Origin of the sequence: Paraburkholderia sp. GAS206C (genome assembly GCF_050435645.1) — a bacterium.
GTDB lineage: Bacteria > Pseudomonadota > Gammaproteobacteria > Burkholderiales > Burkholderiaceae > Paraburkholderia > Paraburkholderia phenazinium_B.
The window spans coordinates 87,421-101,052 of sequence record NZ_JBNDKR010000001.1 but is presented as its reverse complement, the minus strand read 5'-3'; the positions used below and the strand labels follow the sequence as shown (position 1 = coordinate 101,052).

Annotated in this window: 11 protein-coding genes; 6 read left to right on the top strand and 5 right to left on the bottom strand. The window is 60.4% G+C overall.

Annotated elements, in window-relative coordinates; genetic code table 11:
• Nucleotides 1–4: 4 nt before the first annotated feature.
• Entirely contained in the window at nt 5–1,048 is a 1,044-nt protein-coding gene (locus P3T20_RS00475; RefSeq protein WP_083611728.1) for a helix-turn-helix domain-containing protein, read from the bottom strand.
• A gap of 340 nt (nt 1,049–1,388) precedes the next feature.
• Here P3T20_RS00475 and P3T20_RS00470 point away from each other — a divergent pair, with 340 nt between their 5' ends.
• Nucleotides 1,389–2,246, top strand: a complete 858-nt coding sequence (locus P3T20_RS00470) for a DUF817 domain-containing protein (RefSeq protein WP_083611727.1) — start codon at nt 1,389–1,391, stop codon at nt 2,244–2,246.
• Here P3T20_RS00470 and P3T20_RS00465 read toward each other — a convergent pair.
• From P3T20_RS00465 to P3T20_RS00455, 3 genes are all read right to left on the bottom strand, one after another.
• Nucleotides 2,224–3,009 carry a class I SAM-dependent methyltransferase gene (locus P3T20_RS00465; protein ID WP_429285715.1) on the bottom strand — a complete coding sequence of 262 codons (786 nt, stop codon included), beginning with the start codon at nt 3,007–3,009 and terminating at the stop codon, nt 2,224–2,226. The genes P3T20_RS00470 and P3T20_RS00465 overlap by 23 nt on opposite strands.
• Nucleotides 3,010–3,239: 230 nt before the next feature.
• A complete protein-coding gene (locus P3T20_RS00460) occupies nt 3,240–4,154 on the bottom strand; it encodes a glutaminase (protein ID WP_074268707.1) in 915 nt (304 codons plus the stop codon).
• Nucleotides 4,155–4,281: 127 nt separating this feature from the next.
• Nucleotides 4,282–5,859 (bottom strand): DHA2 family efflux MFS transporter permease subunit, encoded by a 1,578-nt coding sequence (locus tag P3T20_RS00455; protein ID WP_429285714.1) that lies wholly within the window; start codon nt 5,857–5,859, stop codon nt 4,282–4,284.
• A 279-nt stretch (nt 5,860–6,138) separates the two neighbouring features.
• On the opposite strand from P3T20_RS00455, the gene P3T20_RS00450 reads away from it, so the two are divergent.
• The 3 genes from P3T20_RS00450 to P3T20_RS00440 all read left to right on the top strand — a co-directional run bounded on the left by P3T20_RS00450 (nt 6,139) and on the right by P3T20_RS00440 (nt 8,914).
• Nucleotides 6,139–6,807: an alpha/beta hydrolase gene (locus P3T20_RS00450; protein WP_074268705.1), complete on the top strand. Its 669-nt coding sequence runs from the start codon at nt 6,139–6,141 to the stop codon at nt 6,805–6,807.
• Between the two features lie 214 nt (nt 6,808–7,021).
• A complete protein-coding gene (locus P3T20_RS00445) occupies nt 7,022–8,074 on the top strand; it encodes a rod shape-determining protein (RefSeq protein WP_074268704.1) in 1,053 nt (350 codons plus the stop codon).
• A gap of 39 nt (nt 8,075–8,113) precedes the next feature.
• Entirely contained in the window at nt 8,114–8,914 is an 801-nt protein-coding gene (locus tag P3T20_RS00440; protein ID WP_074269481.1) for an alpha/beta fold hydrolase, read from the top strand.
• Nucleotides 8,915–8,952: 38 nt separating this feature from the next.
• Here the strand turns inward: P3T20_RS00440 and P3T20_RS00435 are convergent, their stop codons facing one another.
• Nucleotides 8,953–9,354, bottom strand: a complete 402-nt coding sequence (locus P3T20_RS00435; RefSeq protein ID WP_074268703.1) for a hypothetical protein — start codon at nt 9,352–9,354, stop codon at nt 8,953–8,955.
• 383 nt (nt 9,355–9,737) lie between these two features.
• Here P3T20_RS00435 and gltA point away from each other — a divergent pair, with 383 nt between their 5' ends.
• Nucleotides 9,738–11,039, top strand: coding sequence for a citrate synthase (gltA, locus tag P3T20_RS00430; protein ID WP_074268702.1), 1,302 nt, complete (start codon nt 9,738–9,740; stop codon nt 11,037–11,039).
• A gap of 273 nt (nt 11,040–11,312) precedes the next feature.
• Nucleotides 11,313–13,586 carry an amylo-alpha-1,6-glucosidase gene (locus P3T20_RS00425; RefSeq protein ID WP_074268701.1) on the top strand — a complete coding sequence of 758 codons (2,274 nt, stop codon included), beginning with the start codon at nt 11,313–11,315 and terminating at the stop codon, nt 13,584–13,586.
• Nucleotides 13,587–13,632: the final 46 nt, after the last annotated feature.

Sequence of the window (13,632 nt, the reverse complement as noted above, 5' to 3'; positions counted from 1 at the left end):
CGCGTCAAGACCGCTTCGGCGATGCGCCCATGTCGTCGCGGTACTGCCGGATGTCCTGTGGCGCGAGGCCGTAAGCACGCCGAAACGCTCTGGTGAAGTCCGACGCGCTCCGAAAGCCGTGAGCATAGGCGATGTCCTGCACTGGGACGCCCGGCCATGCGACGAGCTCGTCGGCGGCGGCGCGCAGGCGCACATGCCGGATATAGGCGCCAAGCCCTCCTTCGTGCTCAAAGAGGCGATAGACCGCGCGTCGTGAGAGGCCGAGCGACTCCACGACGCCATCGGGCGAAAGATCGCCGTCGTGCAGATTCCGATGCACGTAGCGGCGTGCCTGGTCGAACGCCATTGCCCGGGCGAGCGCGGGCTTGCCGCCCTTCAGCCCCGCCTGCTCGCCGAACGCGTCCGCGATCAGCAGCACGATCTCGCGCAGGATCCGGTGAGCATCCCAAGGCGCCATGTGGCGGACGTGAGCAGCAAGCGACAGGACGCGGCCCGTGAGATAACGCACTACGGGCAAGTGTGGCGAGAGTGTGCGTCCGTGCAGGACCGATGGGTCTGGGAACACATTACATAGCAGCGTGCCCGGCAGAAAAATCGTGACGTGCCGGCAGGGCGCGCGCTTGAACTGCACGGGCTGATTGAGATCGACGGCGAAGATGCCGCCCTCGAGCGCCGTGCCTGTGCGTTTGCCGGGGTATATGAGCTCGTTGCCGGGCGCAGTGTCGAAAAACACGTGGAAGACGATGCTGCGCGCGTTGTCCTGGGAGATGCGCGCGATCGTCCGGTCTTGCGTGATGCGGTCGGTGTGGCAGTCGGCGAACAGGAATTCGCCCACGGCATAGCGGTCGATCCAGCCGCGAAACGGCTGCCTGCGTTCGTCGCGCGTCGTCAGGAGGTTGACCACCCCAATCATACGGTCGCACCACGCCAGCAACTGCTGCTGGACGGGCAGCGCGCAAACGTCGAAATGCTGGTGCGCGATTTCGAGCCGCTGGGCCGGATCCAGGACGATGGGCAGATCCTGGAAGTGTGTCTTGACGGCGGGCATGGCGAGGATTCGGTGGATCGGATGGTCTGGCAGGGCGGTTCTGCGGTGAGCCGGCCGAACGTCACCTGGACGCGGCGCCCGTTGGCATAGACCACTGGCGGCCTCCCGGGGCTCCGAGCGATTTTACAACTCGTAGCCTCGACCTGTTGAATTCACCTCGGCAGGTGTTCCCTCCTCAAAGGCCACCTACGATAAATCGCACGGTGCCCTTGATCGCGACATTCGACTTCTTCGGTTTTATCGTCGACAATCCTGTCGCAGAAATTGGTGCGCCGGTCATTTGCGATAGCAACAGTGCCGATTGGCAAACTTACACATCAATCTTTCATCGACATCGCAAATGCAATTACAGGCGGCATCGGAGAGTCCCAATGCGTGGGTCGAACGGGTTGTAAGCGGTCTTCTTTCTGGCAACGATGAACGAAGCCGTATCGGCTCCGCGTTCCGCCTCCTTGCCGCGTTTGGAATCAAACAGGCATGGGTCTGCCTCTTTGGCGGTCTTATGGTCGCGCTGTTGGTCGGCAGTCATTTCTGGTATCCAGCGGATGCGGCGCTCCCTCGGTACGATGCGCTCACAATTGCAGCCGTTCTGATTCAGGCGCTTCTTATCGCATTCCGCCTTGAAGAGTGGGACGAAGTTGTCGTAATCCTGCTCTTCCACATCGCCGGAACAGGCATGGAACTGTTCAAGACGGCTGTCGGATCGTGGATATATCCCGAGTTCGCGTACCTAAGGATTGGCGGTGTGCCGTTGTTCACCGGCTTTATGTATGCATCCGTTGGGAGCTATATCACCCGGGCATGCAGGGGATTCGACCTGCGGTTCTCCCATCATCCTTCGCTGGCGGTGACGGGCGCGTTGTCCGTCGCGATCTATGTCAACTTCTTTGCCCACCATTATCTGCCTGACGTTCGATACCTGTTGATGGCATGCGTCGCGATTGCCTTTCGCCGCTGTACCGTGTTCTTTCTGATTGGTCGAAGCTACCACCGGATGCCGTTATTGCTCGGTTTCGTGCTTATCGCCACGTTCATCTGGCTGGCAGAAAACATCGGCACGTTCAGTCACGCCTGGTTGTATCCAGGCCAGATGCATGGGTGGGCGATGGTGTCCGTGGGAAAACTGGGTTCATGGTTCATGCTGACCATCATGAGTTACGTGATGGTGACATTGATCAATCGCCCCCGGAAGCTGTGATGGAGCTGGATTTTCTGGTGCGAAAAATCATGACAAGATTCAACGAGCAGAAGGCGATGGCGCCTCCCTGGAAAAAAACAAGACTGACAAACAGGTTTATTATTTTTTTAATGGGTATGGAAAATAGTCCATGTATCATTCGTCGCAGAGTGCCGGTAATTAACGGCTGAGCCTCCCCGCCAACAAACACGAGTTCCACACCCAATTCGTTGGCAAGATATTTTACCTTGCCACTTCCAATTACCGTTATATGAGTCATGTCACTATTCTGATTGAACAATCCGAATGGTGAGTCTCCATTTGGAAACCGGGCGATGAAAGTTCCACCGTCTTTCAGTATTCTTTTTGCTTCTCTTAGAAAGGTCAGAAGATTTTCCTGACTAACGTGTTCGAGAACGTCGAAAGCCACTACCAGATCGAAGGTATCGTCTGGAAATGCGCTCAGACCGGTTGTGCAGATGCAATCAAAATTGAGGCGCCTGGCGGCTTCGACCAGATCCTTGTTGATTTCTGTGCCGACGATATCCCATTGCTTTTTTCTGGCGTAGGTGAGAAAGCTGCCGTTACCAAAGCCAATCTCCAGCGCGCGTATCTTTCTGTCGGTTTTAATATTCGCTTTTTTTATTTCCGCATCGAAGTAGCAGCTTTCTGATTTTCCTAATCTGCCAAAGTTGCTGACTTCCCAATTTTTCCATTCGCGGTATGATTTTCCATACTCCGCACCGGGTTTTCCGCTGGATGAGGGAAGTGCATTATCGGGCATAACTCTTCTCCTGTGCGATGTCCCCGAGTTGCTAGCGTTTATGCCTTGTTCGGTGACTTTCGATGCTTCGGGTTTTCGAGCGAATCGGAGCATCCGTCGGAAAGATGCCTGTTTGCCGCCTGAGCCAGCTGGAGAAAATGGGCGATTTCGTATTATAGTTGCGCCGACTCTGTCCGCTGCGGACAGAGTCGCGCTCTTTTACGCCGCCAAAATTACCTGCCCCGGCGCTATTAAAAGATCGACTGTCCGGTAAGTGTGGTTAGCCATTCCAGTGACTTCACCCCCGCCAACGAATTCCCATTGCTATCCAGCCCTGGCGACCAGACGCAAACCGCCATTTCGCCCGGCAGCACGGCGACAATTCCTCCACCAACCCCGCTCTTGGCCGGCAGTCCCACGCGATAGACAAAATCCCCCGCCGCATCATAGGTACCGCAGGTCAACATCAGCGCCGACAATCGTTTGGCCGAACTGCTGTCAAGAATCCGCTCCCCGGTCGCCGGCACAACGCCGCCATTGCTTAGAAACAGCGCCGCCTTCGCCAACTCGACGCAACTCATCGAGATCGCGCATTGCCGGCAATATGCATCCACCACCGAGTGGACCGGCATTTCCATGTTGCCAAAGCTGGCCATGAAATGCGCCATAGCCTGGTTCCGATCGGCGTTTTGCAGCTCCGATTGCGCGACGCGCAAATCGTAGTCGATCGTCACTTCGCCGGTCAGCCGCCGCATGAACTCCACCAGCGCGGTTTCCGCCTGCACGAACCGTCGGCACAGCACATCGGTGACCACCAGCGCGCCAGCGTTGATAAACGGATTGCGCGGCTTGCCTTGCTCCGCTTCGAGTTGCACCAGCGAATTGAACGGCGTCCCTGACGGCTCGCGCCCAACGCGCTGCCACAGTGCATCGCCGAGCAGCCGAAACGCCATCGTGCAGGCGAATAGCTTGGAGATACTCTGGATGGAAAAGCGGGTGTCGGCCTCGCCGGTCCGGAACACCTCACCGGCGTTCGTGACAATGGCCATGCCGAAGCTGTTGGCTGGAACCCTGGCCAGCTCGGGAATATAGTCGGCAACGCGACCGGTACCCAGGTAGGGCTGCAGATCGTGGTGGATCTGTTCGAGGATGCCTTGGTAGTTCATAAGCGAGGGCGAGCGTGGACGCCGGGATTTTACTGGCAAGCCGTTGCAAATGGTAAATCGGCCGCCATGCCCACTGCTTGTCCACGCCCAACGCGCCCAACGCGCTCAACACACCCAGCGCCCGCGCTCAGTGTGCCCCAGCCGCACCCGGACCGCCGCCGCCCTTGGCAGGCCGGGTAATCCAGATCAGCGGAATGATCAAAATAAAAATGATCGCGGAGATAAAGAAAATATCGTTCAGCCCCATCATCGCCGCCTGCGTATTCACAGTGAAATCGAACAGGGCGTTCGACGATTGTGTATTCAGATGCAGCAGCGACTGGGTCGAATCGATCTGCTGGTTGAACAGCGGATTATTGATGCTGGCCCGCTCGGTCAATCTGGCATGGTGGAGCACGGTGCGATTATTCCACTCATTGCCGGCGATCGACGTACCCACCGCGCCGCAAAACACCCGCGCAAAATTCGATAAACCTGCTGCCGCCGGAATCTTCTGAGGCGGTTGCCCGGACAGAATAATTGCCGTCAGCGGCACGAAGAACAACGCCATCGGAATGCCTTGCAGCAGCGTCGGCAGCACCAGATGCCACGTGTCGATCTCAATCACGTATTTTGAGCGCATGTAAAACACGATCGCAAAGCCGATAAAGGCGAGCGTCGCGATAATGCGCGCGTCCGAGCGCGGCAGCACACGGCCCATCACCGGCGCGAGAAGCACCGCGAATATGCCGAGCGGCGCGGTCACAAGACCGGCGTCCACTGACCGGTAATTCAGGTACTCCTGCATCCATTGCGGCAGCAGCACGAGGTTGCCGAAGAACACGCCATAAGCCACGGAGATTGCAATCGTCCCGCCCAGGAAGTTGCGCTGCGTGAACAGACGCAGATCGACGATCGGGTTTTCTTCGGTGAGCTCCCACACGAGGAAGAACGCAAAGCTGACCAGCGCCGTGATGCCGAGAATGACGATCACCGGCGACGAGAACCAGTCGAGGTCTTTGCCCTTGTCGAGCATCACCTGCAGCGAAGCGACCCAGGTGATCAGCAGGCCGAGCCCCACCACGTCGATAGGCGGTTTGCGGGTGGGCGTTTCGCGGGTGCGGTAGATCATCCACGTGACTCCGGCCGCGAAGATGCCCACCGGGATATTGATGTAGAAAATCCACGACCAGCTATAGCTATCCGTGATCCAGCCGCCGAGCGCCGGTCCGGCAATCGGGCCGACCGTTGCGGTCATGGCCCACAGGGCGAGCGCTGTCGACGACTTCTCCTTCGGATACGAGCCGAGCAGAATGGCCTGCGACAGCGGAATCAGCGGACCAGCCACCGCGCCTTGCAAGACCCGCGCGAGCAACAGGATGGGCAACGTGGGTGCGATGCCGCACAGCCACGACGACAGCACGAACATCAGAATTGCGCCGACGAACAGCTTGACCTGGCCGATGCGCTGCGTGAGCCAGCCGGTCAGCGGAATCGACACCGCGTTGGCGGCGGCGAACACAGTAATGACCCAAGTGCCTTCGTCCACCGAGACGCCCAGGTTACCTGAAATGGTCGGAATGGCGACGTTCGCGATCGACGTGTCGAGCACGTTCATGAAAGTGGCGAGCGCAACGGCGATTGTCGCGAGTACGAGCTGGCCGCCTTTAAGCGGCGGTGGAGGCGGCGGCGGGGCCGATGCGGGCGCAGGTGCGGGCTGGCTCAATCGATTCTCCGGAGCGGTGTCTTAAGCGATGCGGGATGCCGGCTTGCTGGACGGCAGGCGGCTCACCGCTGGCCCAATGGCTGTCAAAAGCATACCTGCATTCCTCAAGTAGGGTTGTCGACGTGCACAGCGCATGCTGGCCAGGGCTCGCCAAAGGCGGCAAAAAAAATCACGAAAGCGTATGCTCGCGGCTGTGATTTGCCCGGCGTCGCGCAAACGGCGTCGGGTCGTTCGTTGATGTGCATCGAAGCAAAAGACAGAAAGCAAAGGGAGTCTGATATGGCCTGGGAAGAATTCGAACATGGCTGGCGCCTCGCGCCTGCCGTCCCGCCGGCTGATGCGCCGGCTCGCGCGCTGGTGGTTCTGCTGCATGGCGTCGGCAGCAACGCGCAAGACCTCCTTCCGCTCGCCGATAGCTGGAGCGAGACATTTCCCGATGTCGCCTTTACCTCGCTCGACGGTAGTGAACGCTTCGACGGCGGCTTTGGTGGCCGCCAATGGTTCAGCCTGCGCGACGTAAACGAGGCTAACCGCATTGGCCGCGTGGCGGATGCCTACCCGCCGCTACGGCGCATGCTCGAAAGCGAGTTGCAGTATTGGCAGCTTCCTTTCGAAAAGCTTGCGCTGGTGGGTTTCTCGCAAGGCTCGATGATGGCGCTTCATCACGCGGCGACGAGCGACGACGCGCCCGCTGCCGTCGTAGCGTATTCAGGACGCCTTGCTTCCCGCATCACCACGCAGGCGCGCACGCCGCTGACGCTGGTGCACGGAGTCGAAGATGCGGTGATCCCAGTCCTCGAACTCGAGCGCGCGGCCCATGCGTTCAGCGATGCCGGCTATGCGGTCGGCGCATTTGCGTTGCCCGGCATTGGTCATACGATTTCGGGCGAAGGATTGGTACTGGGACGCGATGCGCTCGTCCGTGCACTGGGAGCAAAGGCCCCTTGAAACAGGGCGAAACTCGGTCCGAAATGAAATGGAAAATAAAGTAAGCCTAAAGAATTTGTTCTACTTGCCGTTAATGGTTCAATAGCGCGAAAATCACGCGCGCTGCATAAAGATCTTGCTGCACCCGCGGGGGTGTTGGGTGGGCTTGGTGCGGTACAACGGGGATTCATCGCAGCGCCTGCAAGGGCGATAACGACAAACGCAGAGCCTTCATATGGCCAGACCGAAGCCGCATCATTCACTGTTCAGGGGACTGTTCCGTCACACCGTGGCGGTCGACCTCGGCACGGCTAATACCCTGATCTACACCGACGACGGCGGCATCGTCCTCAATCAGCCGTCGGTGGTGTGCTTCCAGAAGCAGCCCGAAGCCGGCCAGAAGCGGGTGGCGGCAGTGGGCGCCCAGGCCAGACAACTGCTCGGCCGCGCGCCCAACAATCTCGAGACGGTACGGCCGATGCGCCACGGCGTGATCGCCAACTTTTCCGCCGCGGAACACATGATTCGCCAGTTCGTGGAGATGGCCCGGCCCAGACCGCTGTTCGGCCGCCGTGCTGCATTCACGATCTGCGTACCGGCCGGGGCAACCCAGGTCGAGCGTCGCGCCATCAAGGAAGCCGCCGTGGCGGCGGGGGCCTGGAAAGTGAGCCTGATCGGCGAATCGCTGGCTTCGGCAGTCGGCGCGGGCTTGCCGGTATCGTCGGCAACTGGCTCGATGGTGGTCGATATCGGCGGCGGCACGACGGAAGTCGGGGTGATCGCGCTTGGCGGCATGGCCTATAACGGCTCGGTTCGCGTCGGCGGCGACCAGTTCGACGTGGCTATCATCAACTACGTGCGCTCGCTGTATGGGGTGCTGCTCGGCGAGCAGACCGCGGAACACGTGAAAAAGACCATTGGCTCTGCCATGCGCGACGTGCCGATGGAGCGCATGAACGCCACCGGACGCAGCGTCGACGACGGCCTGCCGCGCACGGTCGAACTGAACAACCACGATATCGCCGATGCCATCGAAGGGCCGTTGCGCCAGGTGATCGGCGCCGTGAAAACGGCGCTCGAATGCGCGCCGGCCGAACTGGTAACCGATATCGCCAGCTCGGGCATCGTACTGACCGGCGGCGGCGCGCTGCTCGCCAACCTGGGACGTCGTCTGACCGCCGAACTCGGACTCGGCGTGCGTATCGCCGATGAACCGCTGACATGCGCGGTGCGCGGTGCGGGGACGGCAGCGGAAGCCGGCCTGCTGGACGAACTCGTCTACGAATAACGCGTGACGGGCGATATCGAGCTCTCCAATGGCTTGCGCATGCCCTACGTCGAAGCAGGCGAGGGCGAACTGCTGCTGTTCGTGCACGGCTCGCTGTGCGACTACCGCTACTGGCAGCCACAACTCGACGGACTGGCGAAGCATTACCGCTGCGTAGCGGTGAGCCTCACTCATTACTGGCCGGTGACGGATACGCCGGCCGACATGCCGTTCAGCTGGAGCAATCACGCAGACGAACTGGCCGAATTCATCGAGCGCCTGGGCTCTGGGCCGGCACATGTCGTGGGGCATTCGCGCGGCGGCTGCGTGGTGTTTCATTTTGCGCGGCGCCACGCGCAGCATGCGCGCACGGTGACGCTCGCCGACCCGGGCGGGCCGTTGCAGATTGCAGGGCGGCCTGTTGCGAGCCTGCCGGAAACGGTCAATGCATTGCGGGCGCGGGCCGCTCAGTTGATCGAAGAAGGCAATGTGGACGCGGGCCTGCAACTGTTCGTCGATTCGGTGAGCCGTCCTGGCTTCTGGGCGAAAAGCACGCTGGCATTCCGCACGATGGCGATCGACAACGCCCACACCCTGGCGCGCCAGTTCCGCGATCCGCTGCCGGCCTATACGCCGGAAGATGCCGCGCAGGTTCGCTGCCCCGTGCTATTGATCGACGGGGAGAAGAGTCCCGAGATGTTCAGACGCACCGCCACTGCGCTCGCATCGTGGTTGCCGGATGCGCGGCGCGAGACGGTGCGCGGCGCATCGCACGGGATGAATCTGGCGCACCCTGCTGCGTTCAATCGCTATATCGACGAATTTATCCGCAGCGTGGGCGGCGACGCCTCACAGCGCTGAACCGGCTGATTCAGCCAGCCAGTTCAGCTAATCCAGCATTAAGCCTTGCGATGCGCGTCAGCGTCGAGCGCGCGCTCGGCTGCTTCGCCGACCAGACCGTGATAGTACAGATGCACGCCGATCGCGAGCGAGTCGTTGCGGATTTCCTGGAAGGCTTTCCACGCCTTGACCGGCTCCTTGAACACCAGGTAGTGCGCTTCATTGGCCACCAGTCCGGCGACCTTATGCAGGCCGTGGCTATTGAGCCTGGAAACAAGTTCGTCGAGGCTGCTGTGCGTGCGCGCGTCGGTACGCGGATAAAGCATATGCAGCACGGCGACGTTTTGCGTCTTCAGTGCTGCGGACAACGCCACCACGATGTCCTGATGGTTCAGCGCGGTAACGATGCTGTCTTCGGTGTGGTTGAGATCCGGAAACAGCGTTTCGAGCGATGCGTTCATCTGGTAATCCTGTTCTTCAGACTGGATAAAAAGGCCCGCCGCGAACGGCGGGCCAAAGACAGCGATGTGTTTTGCAGGGGAAGCAACACACGCAACGAGTATCTCAGACGGCGCGCGCTTCTGCTGCTTAGGCAGAGCAAAACATTGTTGCAATAACTACGCTATCTTTCAGTTGGCTGGCTGAGTCTAGCTGGCCAATATTCGTAGGAATGAATTGGATTTAATACGATTCGCAACGAATGTTGCTTAGGTCGAGATGGATTGTTGTGGCCAATCGCCGCAATTAATGGACGAGGTGGCCGTAAAATGCAAAGCCTGAGCCGGCTTTAGAACCTTCGTAGTCCGGCACGAGTGCGATGTGATAGCAAAAAAGGAACACGTAGATGAACGACTCTAAGACACACGCAACGCTGAAGTTTTCCGACAGCGACCAGACCGTCGATTTCCCGATCTACAAGGGCACGCTGGGCCCGGACGTAATCGACATCCGCAAACTGTACAGCCAGACCGGCAAGTTCACGTATGACCCGGGCTTTATGTCGACGGCGGCGTGCAACTCGGCGATCACTTATATCGACGGCGACAAAGGCGAGTTGCTGTACCGCGGCTACCCGATCGATAACCTTGCGGAGAATGCGGACTTTCTCGAAACCTGCTATCTGCTGCTGAACGGCGAACTGCCGAATGCAGCGCAGAAGGAAGAGTTCGTCGAGACCGTCACGAAGCACACGATGGTGCACGAGCAGATGCACTTCTTCTTCCGCGGCTTCCGTCGCGACGCGCATCCGATGGCGATTCTGGTGGCCGCTGTCGGCGCACTGTCCGCGTTCTATCACGACTCGCTCGACATCAACAATCCGCAGCATCGTGAGGTGTCGGCGATTCGCATGATCGCCAAGCTGCCGACGCTGGTGGCGATGGCATACAAATACACGGTTGGCCAGCCGTTCGTGTATCCCAAGAACGAGCTGTCGTATAGCGCGAATTTCATGCGCATGATGTTTGCGAACCCGGCAGAGGAGTACAAGGTCAACGACGTGCTGGTGCGCGCACTCGATCGCATCCTGATCCTGCATGCGGATCACGAACAGAATGCGTCCACGTCGACGGTGCGTCTGGCCGGTTCGTCGGGTGCGAATCCGTTCGCATGTATCGCAGCCGGTATCGCCTGCCTGTGGGGCCCGGCACACGGTGGCGCGAACGAAGCCGCGCTGAACATGCTGGAAGAGATCGGCTCGGTCGACAACATTCCTGAGTTCATCAAGCAGGTGAAGGACAAGAACTCGGGCGTCAAGCTGATGGGCTTCGGTCACCGCGTGTACAAGAACTACGACCCGCGTGCCAAGCTGATGCGCGAAACCTGCCACGAAGTGCTGGAAGAACTGGGCCTGCACGACGACCCGCTGTTCAAGCTGGCCATGGCGCTGGAAAAGATCGCGCTGGAAGACGAGTACTTCGTGTCGCGCAAGCTGTACCCGAACGTCGACTTCTACTCGGGCATCGTGCAACGTGCACTGGGTATTCCGACCGCGATGTTCACGTGTATTTTCTCGATGGCACGTACGGTGGGCTGGATTGCACAATGGAACGAAATGATTGCGGATCCGGAGCAGAAGATTGGCCGTCCGCGTCAACTGTTTGTCGGCTCCACGCCGCGTGAAGCCAAGCCGATCGCGCAGCGCTGATTGACCGCCGGCATGGCCTGAGTGCCGCCTGATTGCGGACGCTCTGCGGGCGTTGTCTCCAGACAGGAGACAACGCCCGCAGTCCGTTTACGGCAAAACTGCATGACGCGTGCCACCGCACATATGCACCGGTCCGGCGCATCGTTCGTAGCGTTTTGTTACGCCTTCGAAATAGCTTACCGGCGTAAATCCACCACCTACCTGTGTTAAGTTCGTTCGACGGGCGCAGACCCTCTACAATCGGAACGAAGCCCATAGCACAGGAGCAAGCTGATGCAGCAACCCGAAGCCCTTGGCGGACTCTCAGGCGGCGTCGACCATGTCGAACACGAACCGGATGGCGCATTTATCCCGCCGGAAAACCTCAACGTCGCTAGCGCGAACCAGTTCGTGCTGAAGTCGGGCGACACCTTTATTGTCAACGACCCACTCGGCGATATTACCGGCCACGACGACGGCCTGTTCGTCAACGACACGCGGGTCCTCTCACAACTGCGGCTGACTTTCGGCGGGCGCGCACCGTCGCTGCTTTCAGGCAGTGTCAGCAGCGATAACACAGCGTTCACGGCGCATCTGACCAACCGGCCGTTGCCGCCTTTGGGCGGCGACAGCACGCCCGAGGGTGTGATCCACGTCGAGCGCGTGCGTGTACTGTCCGGCACGGTGCTCAACGAAGCGATCGAACTGACCAACTACGGCACGAAAGATGCCGTCGTGCCGCTTTCCATTTCGTTCGCCAGCGATTTCCGCGACATGTTTGAAGTGCGTGGTCTGAAACGCGACAAGCAGGGCAAGATCGAACCGGCGCGCGTCGAAAACGGCGAGGTGCTGCTCAGCTACGTAGGGCTCGACAATGTCGCACGCAACGTCGGCATTGCGTTTTCGCCGACTCCGGACAAGCTCTTTGCCAACCGCGCGGACTACACGGTGCAATTGCCGGCGCAAGCCTGCGTGTCGATTTATCTCGCCGTCAATGTCGAGGTGGAGGCAGAGCAGGCCGCTACCAATGCCGACGTCGCAAAGTCCGTTCATTCGCTGAACGAGGCGCATCTCACGCAGATCGATGCAGCACGTCCGCGCGTCGGACGCGCTGCCGTGCGCGCGGCGTTGGTCGATGCCCACCTGGTGATGCGCGAGCGGCGCCGGGCGACGGCGCGCGTGCGTTCGAGCAATCCGCTGTTTAACGCGTGGATCGACCGCTCACTCGCCGATCTCGGACTGCTCACCACCGATCTGGAAACCGGTCCTTACCCGTATGCCGGCATCCCCTGGTTTTCGACCCCGTTTGGCCGCGATGCGCTGATTACGTCGCTGCAAACGCTCTGGTTGCAGCCGGGACTGGCGCGTGGCGTCCTGCGCTTTCTTGCCGAGCATCAGGCGCGCGAGAATTCGGCGTTTCGCGACGCGGCGGTCGGCAAGATCATGCATGAGATGCGCAAGAGCGAAATGGCCGCCACCGGCGAAGTGCCGTTTGCGCTCTATTACGGCGGGGTCGACTCGACGCCCCTGTTTATCGTGTTGGCCGGTGCCTACGTGGCACGTACCAACGACCTGGGTCTGATCGACGAGTTGTGGCCGGCGCTGGTGCGCGCGGCCCAATGGGTCTCAGGCGTGTGTGACAAGAACCGCTTCGGCCTGCTCGACTATCAGCGCGAATCGGATGGCGGTCTTGCGAACCAGGGCTGGAAAGACAGTCACGATTCGGTCTTTCACGCAGATGGGCGCTTCCCTGACGGGCCGATTGCGCTGGTCGAGGTGCAAGCCTATGCGAGCGCGGCGTTCGACACCATGGCGCATTTCGCCAGGCTGCGCGGTCTGCTGGACGAGGCCGCCGGTTATAGCGAACGCGCGAAGGGCATCCGCCAATGCGTGGAAGAGAAGTACTGGATGGAGGAGTTCGGTTTCTACGGCATTGCACTGGACGGCCATGGTGAACTGTGCCGTGTGATGGCGTCGAATGCCGGCCATCTGCTCGCCTTCGGCTTGCCGTCACGCGAGCGCGGCGAGGCCGTGGTGCGCGGTCTGCAGTCGACGCTGTTCCACACCGGCTGGGGCGTGCGCACGCTCGCTGCAGGACAGGCCCGTTTCAATCCGATGGCGTATCACAACGGCTCGGTCTGGCCGCATGACAACGCGCTCTGCGCGCGCGGCGTGGCACGCTACGGCGGCAAGGCGACCGCGGTGAATCTGCTGCAGGCGCTGTTCCAGGCGGCTGTCAATTTCGACATGCGTCTGCCCGAACTCTTCTGCGGTTTCCCGCGCCGGCGCGGCGAGCCGCCCACTGCGTACCCGGTCGCGTGTCTGCCACAGGCATGGGCGGCCGGCTCGCCGTTCATGATGCTGGAAGCGTGCCTCGGTGTGACCGTGGATGCGGCGAAGCGCGAAGTCCTGATCGAACAGCCGATGCTGCCTGAAGGTATCGACTGGCTCGAAATCGGCGATATGCGTGTCGGCGATTCGAGCGTGACCATCACCTTCCGGCGCGTCGCGGGCAAGGTGGTCGCCTCGGCGGAACAGGGCGATGTGCGGGTCGTGGCATTGCTGTAAACGCGGGTCCTGGGTTGGTGGTGCATGCGGTGTTCCGGGTGGTAAC